This is a genomic window from Streptomyces sp. NPDC096136 (assembly GCF_044763325.1).
Lineage (GTDB): Bacteria > Actinomycetota > Actinomycetes > Streptomycetales > Streptomycetaceae > Streptomyces.
Genome location: NZ_JBIWFZ010000018.1, coordinates 31,098 through 53,957 on the forward strand (window position 1 = coordinate 31,098; position 22,860 = coordinate 53,957).

20 protein-coding genes are annotated in these 22,860 nt (G+C 72.9%); 14 read left to right on the forward strand and 6 right to left on the reverse strand.

The genetic code is table 11. The features are described 5' to 3' along the window. Positions 1-414 precede the first annotated feature (414 nt). Entirely contained in the window at positions 415-1,269 is an 855-nt protein-coding gene (locus tag ACIRBY_RS29125; protein WP_403905980.1) for a helix-turn-helix domain-containing protein, read from the forward strand. A gap of 245 nt (positions 1,270-1,514) precedes the next feature. On the opposite strand, the gene ACIRBY_RS29130 is transcribed toward ACIRBY_RS29125, so the two are convergent. After that, on the reverse strand, positions 1,515-1,790 hold the full coding sequence (locus ACIRBY_RS29130) for a hypothetical protein (RefSeq protein ID WP_403905982.1): 276 nt from the start codon (positions 1,788-1,790) through the stop codon (positions 1,515-1,517). Continuing rightward, positions 1,787-2,353, reverse strand: a complete 567-nt coding sequence (locus ACIRBY_RS29135; RefSeq protein ID WP_403905985.1) for an RNA polymerase sigma factor — start codon at positions 2,351-2,353, stop codon at positions 1,787-1,789. The genes ACIRBY_RS29130 and ACIRBY_RS29135 overlap by 4 nt, the downstream gene beginning before the upstream one ends. A gap of 267 nt (positions 2,354-2,620) precedes the next feature. On the opposite strand from ACIRBY_RS29135, the gene ACIRBY_RS29140 reads away from it, so the two are divergent. Further along, complete coding sequence (locus ACIRBY_RS29140) at positions 2,621-3,778, forward strand: acyl-CoA dehydrogenase family protein (RefSeq protein ID WP_079427101.1); 1,158 nt, start codon at positions 2,621-2,623, stop codon at positions 3,776-3,778. Between the two features lie 6 nt (positions 3,779-3,784). Beyond that, positions 3,785-4,663: an acyl-CoA thioesterase gene (locus tag ACIRBY_RS29145; RefSeq protein ID WP_403905988.1), complete on the forward strand. Its 879-nt coding sequence runs from the start codon at positions 3,785-3,787 to the stop codon at positions 4,661-4,663. Positions 4,664-4,741: 78 nt separating this feature from the next. Here the strand turns inward: ACIRBY_RS29145 and ACIRBY_RS29150 are convergent, their stop codons facing one another. After that, entirely contained in the window at positions 4,742-5,215 is a 474-nt protein-coding gene (locus tag ACIRBY_RS29150) for a MarR family winged helix-turn-helix transcriptional regulator (RefSeq protein ID WP_403905990.1), read from the reverse strand. Between the two features lie 80 nt (positions 5,216-5,295). Between ACIRBY_RS29150 and ACIRBY_RS29155 the strand changes: the two genes are divergently transcribed. Continuing rightward, positions 5,296-6,156: an SDR family oxidoreductase gene (locus tag ACIRBY_RS29155; protein ID WP_403905992.1), complete on the forward strand. Its 861-nt coding sequence runs from the start codon at positions 5,296-5,298 to the stop codon at positions 6,154-6,156. A gap of 25 nt (positions 6,157-6,181) precedes the next feature. Here ACIRBY_RS29155 and ACIRBY_RS29160 read toward each other — a convergent pair whose 3' ends face one another. After that, a complete protein-coding gene (locus ACIRBY_RS29160; protein ID WP_403905994.1) occupies positions 6,182-7,000 on the reverse strand; it encodes a phosphatase in 819 nt (272 codons plus the stop codon). Between the two features lie 58 nt (positions 7,001-7,058). After that, the gene (locus ACIRBY_RS29165; protein WP_403905997.1) at positions 7,059-7,637 is read right to left on the reverse strand and encodes a TetR/AcrR family transcriptional regulator; all 579 of its coding nucleotides are present in this window, start codon (positions 7,635-7,637) and stop codon (positions 7,059-7,061) included. Between the two features lie 101 nt (positions 7,638-7,738). Here ACIRBY_RS29165 and ACIRBY_RS29170 point away from each other — a divergent pair, with 101 nt between their 5' ends. The 10 genes from ACIRBY_RS29170 to ACIRBY_RS29215 all read left to right on the forward strand — a co-directional run bounded on the left by ACIRBY_RS29170 (position 7,739) and on the right by ACIRBY_RS29215 (position 21,125). After that, positions 7,739-9,355, forward strand: coding sequence for a carboxyl transferase domain-containing protein (locus ACIRBY_RS29170; RefSeq protein ID WP_403905999.1), 1,617 nt, complete (start codon positions 7,739-7,741; stop codon positions 9,353-9,355). A 37-nt stretch (positions 9,356-9,392) separates the two neighbouring features. Beyond that, on the forward strand, positions 9,393-11,522 hold the full coding sequence (locus ACIRBY_RS29175; RefSeq protein ID WP_403906002.1) for a biotin carboxylase N-terminal domain-containing protein: 2,130 nt from the start codon (positions 9,393-9,395) through the stop codon (positions 11,520-11,522). Positions 11,523-11,533: 11 nt separating this feature from the next. Next, positions 11,534-12,454, forward strand: a complete 921-nt coding sequence (locus tag ACIRBY_RS29180) for a hydroxymethylglutaryl-CoA lyase (protein WP_403906269.1) — start codon at positions 11,534-11,536, stop codon at positions 12,452-12,454. Positions 12,455-12,461: 7 nt separating this feature from the next. Next, positions 12,462-13,622: an acyl-CoA dehydrogenase family protein gene (locus ACIRBY_RS29185; protein WP_403906005.1), complete on the forward strand. Its 1,161-nt coding sequence runs from the start codon at positions 12,462-12,464 to the stop codon at positions 13,620-13,622. A 191-nt stretch (positions 13,623-13,813) separates the two neighbouring features. Next, positions 13,814-14,857, forward strand: coding sequence for an ABC transporter substrate-binding protein (locus ACIRBY_RS29190; RefSeq protein ID WP_403906007.1), 1,044 nt, complete (start codon positions 13,814-13,816; stop codon positions 14,855-14,857). A 27-nt stretch (positions 14,858-14,884) separates the two neighbouring features. Then, complete coding sequence (locus ACIRBY_RS29195) at positions 14,885-15,832, forward strand: siderophore-interacting protein (RefSeq protein ID WP_403906009.1); 948 nt, start codon at positions 14,885-14,887, stop codon at positions 15,830-15,832. A 140-nt stretch (positions 15,833-15,972) separates the two neighbouring features. Then, on the forward strand, positions 15,973-17,475 hold the full coding sequence (locus ACIRBY_RS29200) for a pyridoxal phosphate-dependent decarboxylase family protein (protein ID WP_403906011.1): 1,503 nt from the start codon (positions 15,973-15,975) through the stop codon (positions 17,473-17,475). After that, positions 17,459-18,760, forward strand: a complete 1,302-nt coding sequence (locus ACIRBY_RS29205; RefSeq protein WP_403906014.1) for a lysine N(6)-hydroxylase/L-ornithine N(5)-oxygenase family protein — start codon at positions 17,459-17,461, stop codon at positions 18,758-18,760. The genes ACIRBY_RS29200 and ACIRBY_RS29205 overlap by 17 nt, the downstream gene beginning before the upstream one ends. Continuing rightward, positions 18,757-19,344, forward strand: coding sequence for a GNAT family N-acetyltransferase (locus ACIRBY_RS29210; RefSeq protein WP_403906017.1), 588 nt, complete (start codon positions 18,757-18,759; stop codon positions 19,342-19,344). The genes ACIRBY_RS29205 and ACIRBY_RS29210 overlap by 4 nt, the downstream gene beginning before the upstream one ends. Next, entirely contained in the window at positions 19,341-21,125 is a 1,785-nt protein-coding gene (locus tag ACIRBY_RS29215) for an IucA/IucC family protein (RefSeq protein WP_403906019.1), read from the forward strand. The genes ACIRBY_RS29210 and ACIRBY_RS29215 overlap by 4 nt, the downstream gene beginning before the upstream one ends. An 85-nt stretch (positions 21,126-21,210) precedes the next feature. Here ACIRBY_RS29215 and ACIRBY_RS29220 read toward each other — a convergent pair whose 3' ends face one another. Continuing rightward, positions 21,211-22,818 (reverse strand): family 20 glycosylhydrolase, encoded by a 1,608-nt coding sequence (locus tag ACIRBY_RS29220; RefSeq protein ID WP_403906022.1) that lies wholly within the window; start codon positions 22,816-22,818, stop codon positions 21,211-21,213. Positions 22,819-22,860: the final 42 nt, after the last annotated feature.

Below are 22,860 nucleotides of genomic sequence, written 5' to 3' on the forward strand. Positions count from 1 at the left end.
ATGGCCGCGGGGGCAGGCACGGCCGCCGGTACGCGCACGGCCGCGGGGGCCGCGGGCACGACCGCCGGGGCGGGCACGGCCGTCGGCCGGGGTGTGCCCGGCGGGGCGGGCTCGGGGGCAGGCTCGGGAGCCGGGGCGGGCACGGCCACGGGCCGAGGCGCGCCCGGCGGTACTGGTTCAGGGGCCGGCGCGGGGGCCGGGGCGGGCATGGCCGCGGGGGCAGGCACGGCCGCCGGTACGCGCACGGCCGCGGGGGCCGCGGGCACGACCGCCGGGGCGGGCACGGCCGTCGGCCGGGGTGTGACCGGCGGGGCGGGCTCGGGGGTTGGGGCGGGTCCCCTCCCGGTCCGCTCGGGTGGGGGTGCCGGGGGCGCGTCGGCTCCCGGGTTCCGCCCGGTCAGGGCGGCGGCCGGGGTGGAGCCCGGCGAGGAGGTGCGGGCGGCGCTGGCGGCGCTGGCCCGGCGGGTCGCCCCGGGGAGCGCCGCGACCGCCACCGACAGCCTCGGCGGCACCCATCTGGCCGCCTACGCGGTGGGCGGCGGCCGAGTGCTGGCCCTGGCCACCTCCGGCCGGGCCCCGGGCGACCACACGATCGCCTCGGTCGGCGCCGTGCTGCTGACCCTGCTCACGGCGAGCGGCCCGGCCGGCGCGGAGGCGGCCGCGCTGACCCGTCTCCTGCTCGACGGCGACCCGGCCGCCGCCCTCACCCCGGGCCCCTGGTACGCCGTCCACGCCCGGGGCGGCGGGGACCCGCGGGCCCTCGCGGCGGCGCTGGGCACCGTACTGCTGGACCCGCGCGGGGACGGCGTACGCCTCCTCAGCGACCGCGAGCCCGGCCCGCAGCCGGGGTGGCGGCTCGGGGTCAGCGCCCCGGCCGCCCCGGCGGAGCTGCGCACGGCCGACGCCCAGGCCCGCCGCGCCCTGACCCGCGCCGAGGCCTCCCGCACCCCGCTGGCCCGGCACGCGGACCCCGGTGTCACGGGCCTGGTCGGCGAGGCGGAGGCCCGCGCCCACGCCGAGGCGCTGCTCCTGCCCCTCTCCCCCGCGCTCCGGGAGACCCTGCGCGCCTGGCTGTCCCACCACGGCAGCTGGGACCGTACGGCGGCGGCGCTGGGGGTCCACCGGAACACGGTCCGCCAGCGGATCGCCCGTTGCGCGGCCCTGCTGGACGACGCCGACCTGGACGACGCGGACACCCGGATGGAGCTGTGGTTCGCCCTGCGGTGGCTCGGTCCGGCACCGGACCGGCCCTCCGCGCACCCCGGCTGACGGCCGTCCGTCGCACGTCCCGCGGCGACTCGGCCGTGCAGCGGCCCGGACGGCGCGGCCGGACGGCGCGGCCGGGCCGCGGTGGCGCCGCGGTCGCGGCATGCCGCCGGCGCGGCCGGGGAGTCCGGCGGCCGTGAGGGGCCCTCCGCGCACCGCGGCTGACGGCCGTCCGCGACGCCGCCGGTGACGAGGCGGCAGGGCCGCCCGTCCCCTCGGGGAGCGGCGGGCCGGGCGCGGAGCGACGCTCACGCGGACGGCGTCAGGGTGCACCGCCCGTCCTCGCAGGAGCGCTGGAGACGGCCCCTGGAGACGGTCTGCACCAGGCCGAGCGTCCAGCACATCGGGCAGCCGCGCAGGGCGATCAGGCCGACGGGCAGGAGGGCCAGGCCGACCGGCCAGGCGTACGGGAGGAGTACGACGGCCAGGACCAGCGAGCCGAATCCCAGTGCGCCGCGCGCCAGGTGCCGCGGCAGGGAGGCGCTCGCGAAGTCGCGGCGGGGGTCGGTCTTCGCGGGCTTCATCGGTCGTTCCTTCCGGGAGCCGGGTCGGGCGGGGCGAGGAGGGCGGCGCGGACCGTCGCGCGCGCCCGGTGCAGGCGGGACTTCATCGCCGCCGTGCTGAGGCCCAGCGCGTCGGCGACCGTGGAGCCGCTGAGGCCCTGGACGTCCCGCATGACCAGCACCCTCCGCTGGTCGGGCGGGAGGGCCGCGACCGCCGCCGCGACCCTGCCCGCCTCCAGGTGGCGCAGCGCCTCGTCCTCGGCCGAGTCCGCGGCGGCGCGGGGGGCCGGGGGGTGGTCCCGGTCGCGGACGACGGCGCGGGCGCGCCGCAGGCATTCGTTGCGGACGATGCGGAACATCCACGAGGCCAGGGCGCCGGAGGCCCGCAGCATCCCGATCTTGCGGTAGAGGATGATCAGGGCCTCCTGCGCCGCGTCCTCGGCGTCCTCCGGGGTCGCGCACAGGGAGCGGGCGAAGCGCCGTACGTTCGGGTGCGCGCCCGAGACCAGCGCGGTGAGGGAGTCGAGGTCACCGCCCTGGGCGGCGGTGACCAGCCGTTCTCCGGGCCAGGACGGCTCAGCCACGCGCGCCGCGCCCCCGCTTCAGGACGAACACGCAGGTGCAGAGCAGCACCGCACCCGCGGCGATGGCGATACCGACGATCATGGCGACCTCCAGGTCCCGTTCCGTACGCGCGTCCGTCGCGGTACGGGGATAAGAGGCACGGGTCGACCGAAAGGATTCAGCACCGGGCGGCCGAGTCTGGACAGGATCGACAACCCGCCGGTAACTTAGCTATGAGCAAGCGCTTAGACATAAGCGGCGGACCGCCGCGACGAAGGGAGCCGGCCGTGCGCCGTACGGTGTTCAACGAGGACCACGAGGCGTTCCGCGAGACCCTCCGCGCCTTCATCGAGGCCGAGGTCGTCCCGGTCTACGACGAGTGGTTCCAGGCCGGCCAGGCGCCGCGCGACTTCTACTACAAGCTCGGCGAGCTGGGCGTCTTCGGCATCAACGTCCCCGAGGAGTTCGGCGGCGCGGGCCTGGACACCCACAAGTTCGAGGCCGTCCTGTACGAGGAGACCTCCCGCGCGGGCGTGAACTTCGGCGGCTCCGGCGTGCACGTGCTGCTCGCCCTGCCCTACATCAAGATGCTCGCCACCGACGAGCAGAAGAAGCGCTTCCTGCCGAAGTTCGTCTCCGGTGAGGAGATGTGGGCCCTCGCGATGACCGAGCCGGGCACCGGCTCCGACGTCGCGGGCATGAAGACCACCGCCAAGCTCTCCGAGGACGGCACGCACTACGTCCTCAACGGCTCCAAGACCTTCATCACCGGCGGCGTGCACGCCGACCGCGTGATCGTCTGCGCCCGCACCTCCGCCCCGAGCGAGGACGACCGCCGCTTCGGCATCTCCCTGTTCGCCGTGGACACCAAGTCCGAGGGCTACTCGATCGGCCGCAAGCTCGACAAGCTGGGCCTGAAGACCTCCGACACCGCCGAGCTGGCCTTCGTCGACGTCAAGGTCCCGGTCGAGGACCTGCTCGGCGAGGAGGGCAAGGGCTTCTACTACCTGGGCCACAACCTGGCGTCCGAGCGCTGGGGCATCGCCTTCGGCGCCTACGCCCAGGCCGCCGCGGCCGTCCGGTTCGCCCAGCAGTACGTCACGGACCGCACGGTCTTCGGCAAGCCGGTCGCGCACTTCCAGAACACCAAGTTCGAGCTCGCCGCCTGCCAGGCCGAGGTGGACGCCGCCCAGGCCGTCGCCGACCGCGCGCTGGAGGCCCTGGACGCGGGCGAGCTGACGCCGGCCGAGGCCGCCTCCGCGAAGCTCTTCTGCACCGAGGTCGCGCACCGCGTCATCGACCGCTGCCTCCAGCTGCACGGCGGCTACGGCTACATGAACGAGTACCCGATCGCCCGCCTGTACGCGGACAACCGCGTCAACCGCATCTACGGCGGCACCAGCGAGATCATGAAGTCGATCATCGCCAAGTCGATGGGTCTGTAAGTCCCGTTGAACGAGTCGCTCAGCGGTCTCCTCGATCTCCTCGACCTGGAGCAGATCGAGGAGAACATCTTCCGCGGGACCAGCCGCCCCTCGCTGATCCCGCGCGTCTTCGGCGGACAGGTCGCGGCCCAGGCGCTGGTCGCGGCCGGCCGCACCGTGCCCGGGGACCGCACGGCGCACTCGCTGCACTCGTACTTCCTGCGCACGGGTGACCCGGGCGCGCCCATCGTCTACACGGTCGACCGGATCCGCGACGGGCGCTCCTTCACCACACGGCGGGTCGTCGCCGTGCAGCACGGGCAGCCGATCTTCCACCTGTCGGCCTCCTTCCAGGTGTACGAGGAGGGGCTGGACCACCAGATGCCGATGCCCGACGCCCCCGACCCGGAGACCCTGCCGACGGCCGCCGAGGCCCTGCCCGCCTACCGGGACCTGTTCCGGGACCCGGGCACGGTGGAGCGGCTGCTGGAGGCGCGCGGCGCGGTGGACCTGCGGTATGCGACGACGCCGCCGTGGGGGTCGATCGGCGAGCCGGTGGAGCCGCGCTCGCAGGTGTGGTTCCGCACGGCCGGGAAGCTGGACAGCGCCGACCCGCTGCTGCACACGTGCCTGGCCACGTACGTCTCGGACATGACCCTGCTGGACTCGGTGCTCCTCGCCCACGGGCGCGGCGGCTGGGCGGTGGGCGACGTGGTCGGGGCCTCACTGGACCACGCGATGTGGTTCCACCGGCCGCTGCGGGCGGACGAGTGGCTCCTGTACGACCAGGACTCGCCGACGTCGCACGGCGGGCGGGGCCTGGGCCAGGCCCGCATCTGGACCCAGGACGGCCGGCTGGCCGTCACCGTCATCCAGGAGGGCGTGGTCCGCGTCCCGCGCGCCTGAGCCGCCGTCCCGCCCGAAGGCCCCCCGGATCCCGTCCGGGGGGCCTTCGGCGTTCCCCGGTCCGCTCCGGTCCGCTCCCTAGCCCTCGCCCTCGCCCTCGGAGCGGCCCTTGAGCTTGGCCCAGACCGCCTCCAGCGCGGCGATGTCGCCGTCGTCCAGCAGGTCGTCGAAGACCTCGGCGAGGGCCGCGCGGCGGGTGGCGTCGGCCTCCGCGAAGAGGCGGCGGCCCGCCCCGGTGAGGGCGATGCCGACCGAGCGGGCGTCGGTCGGGGAGGGTATCCGCTCGACGAGCCCGCGGGCCCGGAGCGAGTCGGCGACGCGGGAGACCTGGCTGCGGCTGAGCAGGGTCCTGGCGCCCAGCTCGGAGGGGGCGACCGGCTCCTGCTGCACGCTCAGCCACAGCATCACCTCGAACCAGGACAACGGCAGGTCGTGGTGGCGAGTGAGCGCCTGGTCGACCCGGGCGGTGAGGGTGGTTCCGGCCCAGACCAGCCCGTAGAAAGCGTGGTCGCGGGGGGTGAGGCCGTCCAGGTTGAGGTTCGCGTGCGCCATGGGGCCAGGGTACCGGGTTGCGTGCACACGCACGCATCGTTAATGTGTGTGTGCACGCACAAACCTAGGGAGCCTTTTCCATGAGCACCGAGACCGCCGCCAAGACCGTCCTCATCACCGGCACCTCCTCCGGCATCGGCCTCGCCGCCGCGGTCGCCGCCGCGCGGGCCGGCTGGCACACCGTCGCCACCATGCGCGACACCACCCGCTCCGACGCCCTCGTCAAGGCCGCCGCCGAGGCCGGCGTCGCCGACCTCGTCCAGGTCAAGCGGCTGGACGTGACCGACGCCGACTCCGTGGCCACCTGTGTGGCCGAGGTGGTCGCCGAGCACGGCCACCTCGACGCCGTCGTGAACAACGCGGGCGCCGGCTTCGTCGGGACCGTCGAGCAGCACGGCATGGAGCAGGTGCGCTCCGTGATGGAGGTCAACTTCTTCGGCGTCGTCGAGCTCACCCGGGCCGCGCTCCCCCACCTGCGCGCCTCGGGCGGCCGGGTGATCACCGTGACGAGCGTCGGCGGCGTGGTCGGCCAGCCGTTCAACGAGTCCTACTGCGCGGCCAAGTTCGCCGTCGAGGGCTTCATGGAGTCCCTGGCCCCGGTCGCCGCGGCCGCGGGGGTCCAGGTCTCCGTCGTCGAACCGGGCGCCGTCTCCAGCGAGTTCGTGAACAACGTCGGCCTCGACATCCCGGCGCTGCTCGCCCAGGCGGGCCCCTACGCCCCGCAGCTCCAGGGCTACATCGACCACGCGATGCAGTCCTTCGGCAGCGACACAGCGCAGACCCCGGAGCAGGCGGCCGCGCCGGTCGTCGAGGCCCTGACCGCCGCGAAGATGCCGTTCCGGATCCAGACCTCCGACTGGGCCCGCACCTTCGTGGGCAGGAAGCTCGCCGACCTCGACGGCTCCGCCGTCCAGACCGAGACGGGCTCCTGGCTCGGCTAGCCGGACGGGCTACCGCAGGCCCGGGCTACCGCAGGCCCGCCGCCGCCAGCAGGTACGCCACCATCGGGTCGTAGAAGCGCGGGTCGCGGACGTGGTCGTCCAGGGGGACGGCCACCTGGAGGGTGCCCTCCGCCTCCCCGAGGAACAGCGCGGGGTCGTTGCAGTCGGCGTAGCCCACGGCGTCCAGCCCCCGCTGCGCGGCGCAGCCCGCCCAGCCGTGGTCGGCGACGACCAGGTCCGGCTGGGGGCGGCCGTCGTTGGCGAGGGCGTCGAGGATGGCGGCCATCGGGTTCGGCGAGTGGGTGTGCCACAGGGTCGCACCCCGCTCCAGGACCGCCACGTCGGCGAACTGCCACACGGAGCCCTCGTCCGCGACGAGCCCGGCGGGGATGCGGACGATCTCGCAGCCCGCGGCGCGCAGCGCGTCGGCCGTGGCCCGGTGGACGTCCAGGAGGCCGCCCGGGTGCCCGGTGGCGAACAGCACGCTCTGCCGGTCGAGGGCGGCCTTGCGCAGGCGGGCCGCCATCCGGTCGAGGCCCGCGACCGTCAGCTCCGGGTCGATGGTGTCCTGCCCGGTCCGGTGCGCCGGGTCGTCGACGACGCCGACGCGCTCCGCCATCACGGCCAGGACGTCCTGCTCGTCCGCCCAGCGGTCGCCGAGCTCCAGACCGAGCCAGTAGTGCCGGTCGCCGTTGGCGAGCTTGCGGTAGTGGGAGAGGTTGTTCTCGCGCGGGGTGGCCACCTGCCCGGCGATGCGGGTGCTCACCAGGTGGTCGACGAGTTCCGCTCGGCTGGGGGCGGCAGGGGTCTGTATGGGCTCTTTCGGCATCGGCATGCGGTCCATTCTGCCGCCGCCCGCCCGTTCCGCCGAGCCGCCCTCGCGCCCCCGCCCCCGCCCCGCGTCAGCCCGACAGCGCCCCGAAGGCCCCGTGCGCGAGCCGGCGCAGCAGCGACTCCGTCGCCTCCCGGCCGAGCGCGCCCAGGTGCGGGGTGGAGTTCAGCAGGCCGAACACCGCGTGGACGGCGACGCGCACCTGCGCCTCCCCGACCTCCGGGTGCAGCTCCCGCACGGCGGCGACCCACAGCTCCACGTACTGGCGCTGGAGCTGCCGCACGAGCTTGCGGTCCTCGTCCCGGAGCCGGTCGAGCTCCCGGTCGTGCAGGGTGATCAGCGCCCGGTCGTCCAGCGCGAAGTCGATGTGCCCCTCGACCAGGGAGGCGAGCAGGGCCCGCGGGTCGCCCGCGGCCTCCTCGACCCGGCGCCGCCCGCCCGTCAGCAGGCGCTCGCTGATCCCGACGAGCAGCTCGGCGAGCATCGCGTCCTTGCCGGCGAAATGCCGGTAGAGGCCCGGGCCGCTGATGCCGACCGCGGCCCCTATCTCGTCCACGCCCACGCCGTGGAAGCCGCGCTCCGCGAAAAGACGAGCGGCCTCTCGGAGGATCTGCTCGCGGCGGGTCGGGGTGGCAGCTCTGGTGCTCATGGGAATCCATTCTAGACAGGGCGGTTAGCGCTCGTTAACCTGTGACCCACACGCGTTAACGGTCATTAACACAGCAGGTACCGAGCAAGGGAGCTCGACCGATGCAGCAGGCACCAGTGCTGACGAGCGCCGCGGACCCGGCGTCCGAGGCCTGGCGGACCAATGAGGCCGCCCACCGCGAGCTCGCCGAGGGCCTGCGCGCCCGGCTGGACGCGGCCCGCCTCGGCGGCGGTGAGAAGGCCCGCGCCCGCCACACCGCGCGCGGCAAGCTCCTGCCCCGCGACCGCGTGGACACCCTCCTCGACCCGGGGTCCCCCTTCCTGGAGCTGGCCCCACTGGCCGCCGAGGGGATGTACGGGGGCGCGGCGCCGGCGGCCGGCGTGATCGCGGGCATCGGCCGGGTCAGCGGCCGCGAGTGCGTGATCGTCGCCAACGACGCGACCGTCAAGGGCGGCACGTACTACCCGATGACGGTGAAGAAGCACCTGCGGGCGCAGGAGGTGGCGCTGGAGAACCGGCTCCCCTGCCTGTACCTGGTCGACTCCGGCGGCGCCTTCCTGCCCATGCAGGACGATGTCTTCCCCGACCGGGAGCACTTCGGGCGGATCTTCTACAACCAGGCCCGCATGTCCGGCGCCGGCATCCCGCAGATCGCGGCCGTCCTCGGCTCCTGCACGGCGGGCGGGGCCTACGTCCCGGCGATGAGCGACGAGGCCGTCATCGTCCGCGGCCAGGGCACGATCTTCCTCGGCGGCCCGCCGCTGGTGAAGGCCGCCACCGGTGAGGTGGTCACGGCCGAGGAGCTCGGCGGCGGCGAGGTGCACTCGCGCACCTCCGGCGTGACCGACCACCTCGCGGAGGACGACGCGCACGCGCTGCGGATCGTCCGGAACATCGTGGCGACCCTGCCCGAGCGCGGGGCCCTGCCCTGGTCGGTCGAGGCGCCCGAGGAGCCCAAGGTCGACCCGTACGGCCTCTACGGCGCGGTCCCCGTCGACTCCCGCACCCCCTACGACGCCCGCGAGATCATCGCCCGGGTCGTGGACGGCTCCCGCTTCCAGGAGTTCAAGGCGGAGTTCGGACAGACCCTGGTCACCGGCTTCGCCCGGATCCACGGCCACCCGGTCGGCATCATCGCCAACAACGGCATCCTCTTCTCCGAGTCCGCCCAGAAGGGCGCCCACTTCATCGAGCTGTGCGACCAGCGCGGCATCCCGCTCCTCTTCCTCCAGAACATCTCCGGTTTCATGGTCGGCCGCGACTACGAGGCCGGCGGGATCGCCAAGCACGGCGCGAAGATGGTCACGGCCGTGGCCTGCGCCCGGGTCCCGAAGCTGACGGTGGTGGTCGGCGGCTCGTACGGCGCGGGCAACTACTCGATGTGCGGCCGGGCGTACTCGCCGCGCTTCCTGTGGATGTGGCCCAACGCCAAGATCTCGGTGATGGGCGGCGAGCAGGCCGCCTCCGTCCTGGCCACGGTCAAGCGCGACCAGATCGAGGGCGCGGGCCAGGAGTGGCCCGCCGAGGACGAGGAGGCCTTCAAGGCCCCGGTCCGCGCGCAGTACGAGGAGCAGGGCAACGCCTACTACGCCACCGCGCGCCTGTGGGACGACGGGGTCATCGACCCCCTGGAGACCCGGCAGGTGCTGGGACTGGCCCTGACCGCGTGCGCGAACGCCCCGCTCGGCGAGCGCGGCTACGGCATCTTCCGCATGTGACCCGTGACTTGTGACTTGTGACGTGAGGACCTCACAGATGTTCAGCACTGTTCTGGTGGCGAACCGGGGCGAGATCGCCGTACGGGTCATCCGCACCCTGCGGGAGCTCGGGATCCGCTCGGTGGCCGTCTTCAGCGACGCCGACGCGGACGCGCGGCACGTACGGGAGGCCGACACGGCCGTCCGGATCGGCCCGGCGGCCGCCGCCGAGAGCTACCTGTCGGTCGAGAAGCTGCTCGACGCCGCCCGGCGCACGGGGGCCGAGGCGGTCCACCCCGGGTACGGCTTCCTCGCGGAGAACGCCGCCTTCGCGCAGGCCTGCGCGGAGGCCGGACTGGCCTTCATCGGGCCGCCCGCCTCGGCGATCTCCCTGATGGGCGACAAGATCCGGGCCAAGGAGACCGTGAAGGCCGCCGGGGTGCCGGTCGTGCCCGGGTCCTCGGGCAGCGGTCTGTCCGACGCCGAACTGGTGGAGGCCGCCGAGAAGATCGGCATGCCGGTGCTGCTGAAGCCCTCCGCGGGCGGCGGCGGCAAGGGCATGCGGCTGGTCCGGGACGGCTCCCTGCTCGCGGACGAGATCGCGGCGGCCCGGCGCGAGGCGCGCTCCTCCTTCGGCGACGACACCCTGCTGGTCGAGCGCTGGGTGGACCGGCCGCGGCACATCGAGATCCAGGTGATGGCCGACGCGCACGGCAACGTGGTGCACCTGGGCGAGCGCGAGTGCTCGCTCCAGCGGCGCCACCAGAAGGTCATCGAGGAGGCCCCGTCGGTCCTGCTGACGCCGGAGATCCGGGCCGCGATGGGCGCGGCGGCGGTCGAGGCGGCGCGGGCCTGCGGGTACGTCGGCGCGGGCACGGTGGAGTTCATCGTGCCGGGCGGGGACCCGTCCTCGTACTACTTCATGGAGATGAACACCCGTCTCCAGGTGGAGCACCCGGTGACCGAGCTGGTCACCGGCCTGGACCTGGTGGAGCAGCAGCTGCGGGTGGCCTCGGGGGCTCCGCTGGCCTTCGGCCAGGAAGACGTCACCCTGACCGGGCACGCGATCGAGGCCCGCGTCTGCGCGGAGGACCCGGCGCGCGGGTTCCTGCCCTCCGGCGGGACGGTGCTGGCGCTGTCCGAGCCCTCGGGCGGTGCGGTGCGGACGGACTCCGGGCTGGTGGCCGGGGTGGACACGGGGTCCACGTACGACCCGATGCTCTCGAAGGTCATCGTCCACGGCCCGGACCGCGAGACGGCCCTGCGGATGCTGCGGGGGGCCCTCGCGGACACGGTGATCCTGGGCGTCCAGACCAACGCGGGCTTCCTGCGGAGGCTGCTGGCGCACCCGGACGTGGTGTCCGGGAACCTGGACACGGGCCTGGTGGAGCGGGACCTGCCGTCCCTCCTGCCGGAGGGAGTCCCGGCCGAGGTGTACGCCGCCGCGGCACTCCTGGCCCAGGCCTCTCTCCCCCGCCCCGCCCCTTCCCGCAACGGGGGCTCCGCCCCGGACCCCGCGCCTCAAACGCCGGCGGGGCTGGACGGTGCCGGCGCATGGGCGGACCCGTTCTCCGCCGCCGACGGCTGGCGGCTCGGCGGCACCCCCGCCTGGACCGTCCACCACTTCCGCCTCCCGGGCCGGGACCCGGTCACCGTCCGCACCCGGCAGCGGGGCACGGAGCAGGAGATCCTGCTCGACGAGGCCGATCCGGCCTCGCCGGCGTTCGAGGCGCGGGGGTCCGGGGGCGGAGCCCCCGGGACGACGGCCCGCGGCCGCGTCCTCGGCCTCACCCCCGACCGCCTCAGCGTCGAACTCGACGGCGTCACCCACCACTTCGCCCACGCCACCTCCCCGGAGGGGACCTGGCTCGGGCGGGACGCCGACAGCTGGCACGTCCAGCGCCACGACCCCGTCACCGCAGCCCTCGGCGGCAGCGGAAGGGCGGGGGCCGACACCCTCGCCGCCCCCATGCCCGGCACCGTCACCGTCGTCAAGGTGGCCGTCGGCGACAAGGTGGCGGCCGGGCAGAGCCTGCTGGTGGTCGAGGCGATGAAGATGGAGCACGTCATCTCCGCCCCGCATGCCGGCACCGTCACCGAACTCGACGTCACCCCCGGTACGACGGTGGCCATGGACCAGGTCCTGGCCGTGATCACCCCCGACGAGGACGCGGAGGCGGACGCGTGAACGGGCTGCCCATGACCGTCCCGGCGCCCGCCGGGCTCCCGCCGCGGGTGCGGATCCACGAGGTCGGCGCCCGCGACGGCCTCCAGAACGAGAAGACGGCCGTCCCCACCGAGGTGAAGGCCGAGTTCGTCCACCGGCTGGCCGCCGCCGGCCTGACCACGATCGAGGCCACCAGCTTCGTCCACCCCAAGTGGGTGCCGCAGCTGGCGGACGCCGAGCAGCTCTTCCCCCTGCTCTCCGACGTCCCGGCGGACCTCCCCGTCCTGGTGCCCAACGAGCGCGGCCTCGACCGCGCGCTGGCCCTCGGGGCCACCCGCATCGCGGTGTTCGGCTCGGCCACCGAGACCTTCGCCGCGCGCAACCTGAACCGTACGGTCGCCGAGTCCCTCGCCATGTTCGAGCCCGTCGTGGCCCGGGCCAAGGACGCCGGGGCACACGTGCGCGGCTACCTGTCGATGTGCTTCGGCGACCCCTGGGAGGGCGCGGTCCCGGTCCACCAGGTGGTCCGCACCGCCAAGGCCCTGCTGGACCTGGGCTGTGACGAGCTGAGCCTCGGCGACACGATCGGCGTCGCCACCCCGGGCCACGTCCAGGCGCTGCTGGGCGAGCTGAACGCGGCCGGCGTGGGCACCGACCGGATCGGCGTGCACTTCCACGACACCTACGGCCAGGCCCTCTCCAACACCCTCGCCGCGCTCCAGCACGGCGTGACCACGGTCGACGCCTCCGCCGGCGGCCTCGGCGGCTGCCCGTACGCGAAGAGCGCCACCGGCAACCTGGCCACCGAGGACCTGGTGTGGATGCTCGACGGCCTCGGCATCGAGACCGGGGTCGACCTGGCCGCCCTCACCGCCACGAGCGTGTGGATGGCCGAACGGCTGGGCCGTCCCAGCCCCTCCCGTACCGTCCGCGCCCTCTCCCACAAGGAGTAACGAAGCCATGCCCCTCGACCACCGGCTCACCCCCGAGCACGAGGAACTCCGCCGCACCGTCGAGGCGTTCGCGCACGACGTGGTGGCGCCCAAGATCGGCGACCTGTACGAGCGCCACGAGTTCCCGTACGAGATCGTCCGCGAGATGGGCCGCATGGGCCTGTTCGGCCTGCCCTTCCCGGAGGAGTACGGCGGCATGGGCGGCGACTACCTCGCGCTCGGCATCGCCCTGGAGGAGCTGGCCCGCGTCGACTCCTCGGTCGCCATCACCCTGGAGGCGGGCGTCTCCCTGGGCGCCATGCCGCTCTACCTCTTCGGCACCGAGGAGCAGAAGCGGGAGTGGCTGCCGAAGCTGTGCTCCGGCGAGGTGCTCGGCGCGTTCGGCCTGACCGAGCCCGGCGCCGGCAGCGACGCGGGCGGCACCCGCACCACCGCCGTCCGCGACGGCGACGAGTGGGTGATCAACGGCTCCAAGTGCTTCATCACCAACTCCGGTACGGACATCACCGGTCTGGTCACGGTCACCGCGGTCACCGGCCGCAAGGCGGACGGCCGTCCGGAGATCTCCTCGATCATCGTCCCGTCGGGCACCCCGGGCTTCACGGTGGCGGCCCCGTACTCCAAGGTCGGCTGGAACTCCTCGGACACCCGTGAGCTGTCCTTCGACGAGGTCCGGGTGCCGGTCTCCAACCTGGTGGGCCAGGAAGGCCGCGGCTACGCCCAGTTCCTGCGGATCCTCGACGAGGGCCGCATCGCCATCGCGGCGCTGGCCACCGGCCTGGCGCAGGGCTGCGTGGACGAGTCGGTGAAGTACGCCGGGGAGCGGCAGGCCTTCGGCAAGCCGATCGGCGACAACCAGGCCATCCAGTTCAAGCTGGCCGACATGGAGACGCGCGCGCACATGGCCCGCCTCGGCTGGCGCGACGCGGCCTCGCGGCTGGTGGCGGGCGAGCCGTTCAAGAAGGAGGCGGCGATCGCCAAGCTGTACTCCTCCACGGTCGCCGTCGACAACGCGCGGGACGCCACGCAGATCCACGGCGGCTACGGGTTCATGAACGAGTACCCCGTGGCCCGCATGTGGCGGGACTCCAAGATCCTGGAGATCGGCGAGGGCACGAGCGAGGTCCAGCGCATGCTCATCGCCCGCGAACTGGGCTTCGCCGGCTGATTCCGGCCCCGCCCCGCACCACCCCGACGAACGGCCCGCGCCCCCGGCGCGGGCCGTTCCGCGTCCGTGCGTCCGTGCGCCCCCGGAAGAAGTTAGGGCCGCCTTACCGCCTTCGGCCAAGGTTAGGCTAACCTTCCCCCCGAACGCCCCACCCTCGCAGCCGCCCTGCACGCACGAAAGCGGACACCGACATGCCCAAGCCCAGCTCCCCCCTCCTCTCCCGCCGCGGTCTCGTCGCGGCCGGCGGTGCCCTCGGCCTCGTCGCGGCGCTCACCGCGTGCGGCGGCACCGACAAGGCGAAGGACGGTGCGGGCGACAAGGGCGCCACCACCGCGTCGGGCCCCTGGAGCTTCAAGGACGACCTGGGCAAGGAGGCCACCGCCAAGTCCACGCCCAAGAACATCGTGGCCTACACCGGCACCGCCGCCGCGCTGTCCGACTACGGCGTGCAGGTCAAGGGCGTCTTCGGGCCGACCAAGCTGGCGGACGGCAAGCCCGACCCGATGGCCGGCACGATGGACATCTCCAAGGTCGAGATCCTCGGCAACGTCTACGACGAGTTCAACGTCGAGAAGTACGCGGCCCTCAAGCCGGACCTCCTCGCCACCAACACCTGGGACGGTACGTACTGGTACGTCCCCGAGGCCTCCAAGGACAAGATCCTCAAGCTGGCCCCGGCCGCCGCGATCGGCGTCGGCGACAAGGTCTCCATGGACAAGGCCCTGGAGCGCACCGCCGACCTCGCCAAGTCCCTCGGCGCCGACCTCAACACCAGGAAGAGCGCCGACGCGAAGGCCCGTTTCGACGCCGCCTCCGCCAAGGTCCGCGAGGCCGTCAAGGCCAACCCGGGCGTCAAGGTCCTCGTCGGCTCCGGCTCCGACCAGATGTTCTACGTCTCCACCCCGAAGACCTCCGCGGACCTCAAGTACTTCGAGTCCCTCGGCGTCGAGTTCATCACCCCCGAGCAGGACAAGCTGGACCCGCAGGGCTTCTTCGAGAGCCTCAGCTGGGAGAACGCCGGCAAGTACAAGGCCGACGTCATCCTCCTCGACAACCGCACCCAGGCCCTCCAGCCCGAGGCCCTGAAGGCCAAGCCGACCTGGAACGAGCTCCCCGCGGTCAAGGCCGGCCAGGTCGCCCCGCGCGTGACCGAGCCGATCTACTCGTACGAGAAGTGCGCGCAGATCCTCGAGGACCTCGCGAAGACCATCCAGAACGCCAAGAAGCTCGGCTGACCCGGTAAGCCCAGGGGGGACCTCCGCATGACCGCCACCACGGCTTCCGACTCCGCCGCCTCCGACTCCGCGGCTCCCGCCGCCGACGCGGCTCCGGCCGCCGCGCACTTCCGGTTCTTCACCCTCGAAGTGCTGCGCACCCGCCGCCTCGGCCACTCCTTCCTGCGCGTCACCTTCGGCGGCGCGTCCCTCGCGGACTTCCGCTCGGGCGGCTACGACCAGAGCCTCTCGCTGTTCCTGCCGTGCGGGGACCAGGAGCACACCGAACTCCCCTCCACCGACGAGGACACCTGGTTCGGGGCCTGGCGCGCCATGCCGGACGAGGAGCGCCCGGTGATGCGCTCCTACACCGTGCGCGAGCAGCGGCGCACGGACGGCGGGGCGGACGAGGTGGACATCGACTTCGTCCTCCACGGGGACTCCTCCCCGGCCTCCCGCTGGGCGGGGCGGGCCGTCACCGGCCGCCGGATCACGGCGATCGGCCCGGCCGTCGCGGAGAACAAGTCGGTCCGCTTCCAGCGGCCGGCCGGCGCCGGCGCGGTGCTGATGTACGCGGACGAGACGGCCCTGCCGGCGGCCGCCGCGATCCTGGACCGGCTGCCCGCCGGGACCCGGGTGAAGGCCTGGTTCGAGGTCCCGCACGCGGACGACCGGCTCGGCCTGCACACCCTCGCGGACACCGACATCACCTGGATCGTGCGCGAGAAGGGCGCGGGCGCCGCGGAGCGCGCGGAGAGGGTCCTGTCCGAGCTGCGCGCGGCGCGACTCCCCGCCTCCGAGACCCCGTACGCCTGGCTCGCCGGCGAGGCGGGGACGGTCAGGGCGGTACGCCGCCATCTGGTGCAGGAACGTTCCGTCGACCGGCGGGCGGTGCGCTTCACCGGCTACTGGCGGCTCGGGGCGAGCGAGGAGCAGCTGCTCGCCGAGGCGTACGCGGGGCGGGCCCCGAGCGAGGACCCCGCATCCGGGCTCTAGTCAACTCGCTTTATCTGCACGGCATTTGAGGAAGGGCCCCGGCATCAGCCGGGGCCCTTCCTCATTTGTGATCTAACTTAGGTTAGGCTAACCTAAATCTTGCACGCCACCCCCCGCATCCCCTGCCCGGAGGAAAGTTGATGCGCTCGCATCTGCTGAACGAGACGACCGCGGACCTGTACCGGCGCACCGTCACCGAGGGCGTCGACCGCGTCGCCGCCAAACTCGCGACGACGCGGCGCCCCCACACCGGCATCTCCGTGGACGAACTCGCCCCGGTCATCGAGGGCATCGACCTCGACCGCCCGCTGGGCGACGCCGCCGCCGCCCTCGACGAGCTGGAGGACGTCTACCTGCGGGACGCCGTCTACTTCCACCACCCGCGCTACCTGGGCCACCTCAACTGCCCGGTCGTCATCCCGGCGGTGGTCGGCGAGGCCGTCCTGTCGGCCGTCAACTCCTCCCTCGACACCTGGGACCAGTCCATCGGCGGCACGCTCATCGAGCGCCGCCTCATCGACTGGACCGCCCGCCGCATCGGCCTCGGCGAGGGCGCGGACGGCATCTTCACCTCCGGCGGCAGCCAGTCGAACTTCCACGCGCTGCTGCTGGCCCGCGACGAGGCCTGCCGGATCGTCATGAAGCGGGCCCTGGACCGGGGCGCCGAGCTCACCAAGGCCGAACTCCTGCCGAAACTGCGGATCTTCACCTCCGAGGCCAGCCACTTCAGCGTGCAGAAGTCGGCCGCCATGCTCGGCCTCGGCTACGAGGCGGTCATCGCGGTCCCCGTCGACCGGGCCCGCCGCATGGACACCTCCGTGCTCGCCCTGGAGCTGGAGGACTGCGCCGCCGAGGGCCTCTTCCCGATGGCCGTCGTCGCCACCGCCGGCACCACCGACTTCGGGTCCATCGACCCGCTCCCCGAGATCGCCCGCCTGGCCTCCGAGCACTCCGCGTGGATGCACGTGGACGCCGCCTACGGCTGCGGACTGCTGGTCTCCCCCACCCGCCGGCACCTCCTCGACGGCATCGAGCACGCCGACTCGGTGACCGTGGACTACCACAAGTCCTTCTTCCAGCCCGTGAGTTCCAGCGCGATGCTGGTCCGCGACCGCGACACCCTCAAGCACGCCACCTACCACGCGGACTACCTCAACCCGCGCCGGATGGCCGAGGAGCGGATCCCGAACCAGGTCGACAAGTCCATCCAGACCACGCGCCGCTTCGACGCCCTCAAGCTCTGGATGACCCTGCGCATCATGGGCGCCGACGGGGTCGGTTCGCTCTTCGACGAGGTCATCGGCCTCGCCGCCGCCGGCTGGGAGGTCCTCGACGCCGACCCCCGCTTCGAGGTGGTCGTCAAGCCGCAGATCTCCACCCTGGTCTTCCGCTACGTCCCCGCCGCCGACGGCGCCGGCGGCCCGCGCCCCGAGCTCCTCGACGAGGCCCAGCTGCACGCCCGCAAGGCCCTGTTCGCCTCCGGCGAGGCCGTCGTCGCCGGGACCAAGGTCGACGGGAAGCAGTACCTGAAGTTCACCCTCCTCAACCCGCAGACCACGACGGCCGACATCGCCGCCGTCCTCGACCTCATCGCCGCACACGCCGAGCAGTTCCTGGGAGAGTCCCTTGCCGTCCACCACTGAGCCCTACGACTTCATCGGCATCGGCCTGGGCCCCTTCAACCTGGGACTCGCCTGCCTCACCGCGCCGATCGACGAGCTGAACGGCCTGTTCATCGAGTCGAAGCCGCACTTCGAGTGGCACGCCGGCATGTTCCTCGACGGCGCGCACCTGCAGACGCCGTTCATGTCGGACCTGGTCACCCTCGCCGACCCGACCTCGCCCTTCTCCTTCCTGAACTACCTCAAGGACAAGGACCGGCTCTACTCCTTCTACATCCGCGAGAACTTCTACCCGCTGCGCGCCGAGTACAACGACTACTGCCGCTGGGCCGCCGACCGGCTCGACAACGTCCGGTACTCCACCTCCGTCACCGAGGTCGCCCACGACGAGGCCACCGGCCTCTACGCGGTGCACACGGACGGCGGCGAAACGTTCCTGGCCCGCCGCCTGGTCCTCGGCACCGGCACCCCGCCGCACGTCCCCGCGTCCTGCGAGGGCCTCGGCGGCGACTTCCTCCACAACTCCTCGTACATGGAGCACAAGGAAGCCCTCCAGAAGAAGGAGTCGATCACCCTGATCGGCTCGGGCCAGAGCGCGGCCGAGATCTACTACGACCTCCTCGCCGAGATCGACGTCCACGGCTACCAGCTCAACTGGGTGACCCGCTCGCCGCGCTTCTTCCCGCTGGAATACACCAAGCTCACCCTGGAGATGACCTCCCCGGAGTACGTGGACTACTTCCACGCCCTCCCCGAGGAGACCCGCTACCGGCTGGAGACCCGGCAGAAGAACCTCTTCAAGGGCATCGACGGCGAACTGATCAACGCCATCTTCGACCTGCTCTACCAGAAGAAGATCACCATGCCGGGCCCGGTCCCCACGACCCTGCTCACCAACACCTCCCTGAACAGCACGGCGTACGACACCACCACCGGCACGTACACCCTCGGCCTGCGCCAGGAGGAGCAGGAGCGGGACTTCTCCCTCGCCACCGAGGGCCTGGTCCTCGCCACGGGCTACAAGTACCGCGTCCCGGAGTTCCTGGCGCCCGTCCGCGACCGCCTGAACTTCGACGGCCACGGCCGCCTCGACGCCGGCCGCAACTACGCCGTCGACGTCACGGGCCGCGGGGTCTACCTCCAGAACGGCACCACCCACAACCACTCGATCACCTCGCCCGACCTGGGCATGGCCGCGTACCGCAACGCGTACCTCGTCGGAGAGCTGCTCGGCCGCGAGTACTACAAGGTCGAGAAGTCCATCGCGTTCCAGCAGTTCGCGGCCCCGGAAGGCATGCACGCATGAGCACCACCGAGACCCTCTTCACCCGCACCGACCCCGCCCTCGGCACCTTCTCGATCCGGCCGCTGGACCCCTTCTCGGACGCCGAGCTGCTGCACGGCTGGGTCACGCACCCGAAGGCCTCGTTCTGGATGATGCAGGACGCCACCCTCCCGGACGTCGAGCGCGAGTACGTGCGCATCACCGCCCACGAGCACCACCACGCCTTCCTCGGCCTCCACGAGGGCCGCCCCGCCTTCCTGATGGAGAGCTACGACCCGGCGCACCTGGAGCTCGTCGGCCTCTACGACGCGCGGCCGGGCGACGTGGGCATGCACTTCCTCGTCGCCCCCACCGACACCCCGCTCCCCGGCTTCACCCGCGCGGTCATCACCACGGTCATGGCCGCCCTCTTCGCGGACCCGGCCGCCGAGCGCGTCGTCGTCGAACCGGACGTCCGCAACACGGCGGTCCACGCCCTCAACGAGGCGGTCGGCTTCGTCCCCGAAGGCCCCGTCACCAAGCCGGAGAAGGAAGCCCTCCTCAGCTTCTGCACCCGTGCCCAGTTCGAGGCGGCCACCGCCCTCACCACCGGGGTCTCGATATGAACCTCTCCGCCGACATCGCCCACCTCACCCCGGAGCTGTGGACCCGCGCCAACCGCGCCCTGGTCCGCAAGGCCCTGGCGGAGTTCTCCCACGAACGCCTGCTGACCCCCGAGCCGCTGGGCGGGGACCGCTACGCGGTCCGCAGCGACGACGGCACGGTCGAGTACCGCTTCCGTGCCGTCCGCCACGCCCTGGACCACTGGTCGGTGGACGAGGCCTCCGTCACCCGCCACCGCGGCGGCGAAGAGGCCGAGCTCGACGCCCTGGACTTCCACATCGAGCTCCGGGAGACCCTGGGCCTGAGCGCGGAGGTCCTCCCGGTCTACCTGGAGGAGATCTCCTCCACCCTGGCCGGCACGGGCTACAAGTACACCAAGCCCCAGGTCTCCTCGGCCGTCCTCGCGAAGTCCTCCTTCCAGGACATCGAGACGGGCATGACGGAGGGCCACCCCTGCTTCGTGGCCAACAACGGCCGCCTGGGCTTCGGCGTGCACGAGTACCGCGCGTACGCCCCCGAGACCGCGAACCCGGTCCACCTGGTCTGGGTCGCGGCCCGCAAGGACGTCTCCACCTTCACGGCGGGCGCGGGCCTGGACCACGACACGTTCCTGCGCGAGGAACTGGGCGAAGCCGCCGTGGCCGGCTTCTCGGCGAAGCTGACGGCCCTCGGCCTCGACCCGGCGGACTACCACTTCCTGCCCGTCCACCCCTGGCAGTGGTGGAACAAGACGACGGTCACCTTCGCCGCCGAGATCGCCAACCGCCGCCTGGTCCTCCTGGGCGAGGGCGAGGACGCCTACCTCGCCCAGCAGTCGATCCGCACCTTCTTCAACACCACCACGCCCACGAAGCACTACGTCAAGACGGCCATCTCGGTCCTCAACATGGGCTTCATGCGCGGGCTGTCGGCCGCCTACATGGAGGCCACCCCGGCCATCAACGACTGGCTCCACCAGCTGATCGAAGGGGACGAGGTCCTCCGGTCGGTCGACTTCTCGATCATCCGCGAGCGCGCGGCGATCGGCTTCCACCACCGCCAGTACGAGCGTGCGACGGACCGCTACTCCCCGTACCGCAAGATGCTGGCCGCCCTGTGGCGCGAGTCCCCCGTGAACTCGCTGCGCGACGGGGAGCGCCTGGCCACGATGGCCTCCCTCCTCCACATGGACGAGGACGGGAAGTCCCTGGTCGGCGCCCTGATCGCCGAATCGGGCCTCACCCCCGCCGAGTGGCTGAAGCCCTACCTGCGCGCGTACCTCCTGCCCCTGCTGCACTGCTTCTACCAGTACGACCTCGCCTACATGCCGCACGGCGAGAACACGATCCTGGTGATCAAGGACGGTGTGGTCCAGCGGGCGGTTTTCAAGGACATCGCCGAGGAGATCGTCGTCATGGACCCGGACGCGGTCCTCCCGCCGGCGGTCGAGCGCATCCGGGCCGACGTCCCGGAGGACATGAAGCTCCTGTCGATCTTCACGGACGTCTTCGACTGCTTCTTCCGCTTCCTGAACTCGATCCTGGTGACGGAGGGCATCTGCACCGAGGAGGTCTTCTGGCGGGCGGTGGCGGACTGCGCCCACGACTACCAGGACTCCGTCCCCGCCCTGGTGGACCGCTTCGCCCGCTACGACCTCTTCGCTCCCGAGTTCCAGCTCTCCTGCCTGAACCGCCTCCAGCTGCGCAACAACAAGCAGATGGTCGACCTGACCGACCCGTCGGCGGCCCTCCAGCTGATCGGCACCCTCGAGAACCCCGTCGCGCCCTTCGCCGCGCGACGGTGATCAAGGGAGGGGCGCGGCTTCGAAACGGTCCCTCGAAGCCGCGCCCCTTCGGCGTGCCCGGCCCCGGCGGGGACGAGCCCGCCGGCTACGGCCAGGGCACCTCCGGCGCCCGGTAGTAGGCGATGTCCTGGGCGTCCAGGCGGGGGCCCTGGGCGGCCAGGCGCAGGCGGTGGGCGGTCCAGTCGAGGGCGGCGGCCGGGGACCAGGCGAGTTCCGCCAGGCTGAGGAGGCGGGGGAACGCCATCAGCTCCCAGTCGGAGCGGGTGGAGACGGTCTCCGTCCAGAGGGGGGCCTCCACCCCCAGCACCGCGGATTCGGGAACGCCGGGGAGGTAGGTGCCCGGGTTCCAGGAGTAGGCGCGCGGGGCGGGGACGTAGCCGGCCCAGGCCAGGCCGGGCTTGGTCTGCTTGTCGTACTTCATGTCGAGGTAGGCGTGGTCCGCCGGGGAGAGGACGAGGGGGTGGCCCGCCCTGGCGGCGGTGGCCACGGCCGCCTTCTCCGCCGCGGAGGTCCTGTCGTGGCCCCAGTACTGGAGGACGGCGCCCGGTGCCGGGCGGGCGGAGGCCAGCTGGTGCCAGGCCATCACCTTCTTGCCGTGCCGGGCCACCACCGCCTGGGCGCGGTCCATGAACGCCGCGTAGTCCGCCGCCGGGGTGGAGTGGGCCTCGTCGCCGCCGATGTGGAGGTAGGGGCCGGGGGTGAGGGCGGCGAGCTCCCCGAGGACGTCGTCGATGAACTCGTAGGTGCGCTCCTTGCCCACGCACAGGGAGCTGAAGCCGACCTTGACGCCGGTGTAGCGCTCCGGCGCCCTGCCGTCGCAGGTCAGCTCGCCGTAGGAGGCCTGGGCGGCGTTGACGTGGCCCGGCATGTCGATCTCCGGGACGACGGTGACGTAGCGGTCCGCCGCGTAGCCGACCAGGTCCCGGTACTCGTCCTTGGACCAGGAGCCGCCGGGGCCCCCGCCGACCTCGCTCCCGCCGCCGTACTCGGCGAGGCGGGGCCAGGAGTCGACGGCGATCCGCCAGCCCTGGTCGTCGGTGAGGTGCACGTGCAGGGTGTTCATCTTGTACTGGGAGAGCTGGTCGACGTAGCGCTTGGCCTGCTCCACCGGGAAGTGGTGGCGGGCGACGTCGATCATCGCCCCGCGGTAGGCGAAGCGGGGGGTGTCCGTCACCGTCCCGCCCGGGACCGTCCCCGTGCCCCGCGCCGGCAGCAGCTGGCGCAGCGTCTGGCCCGCGTGGAAGAGCCCCGCCGGGGTCCGGGCGGTCAGGGTCACGCCGGTGGGGGTGGTCCGGAGCCGGTAGCCCTCCTCGCCCAGCTCCCCGGCCCCGCCGTCGAGCCGCAGCCGGACCCCGTCGCCGCCTTCGCCGCCCTCGCCGTCCACCACCGGCAGCGGCAGGCCCGTGGGCCCGCGCAGCTGCTCCGCGAGGAGCTCGCCGACCCGCCGGACCTCCTCCGGTGCGCCCGGGCCGCCGGTGCGGACGACGGTGCCCGCCCCGAAGGCGTACCCGAGGCCCTCGGGTACCACCGAGGCCGGGGCCGGCAGGAGCCGCTCGAACGGGGAGAGCGGTGCGGAGGCGGCGGCCGGCTTGGCGTCGTCGCCGCGCGCCGCGGTGCAGGAGACGGGGGCGGTGAGGAGCAGGAGGGCGCAGAGGGCGCCGGGCGTGCGGCGCGGTACTCGCAGGACTCTCATGCGCCCAGGTATAGGCCCGACGGCCGCCCCGCGGGGCCCACA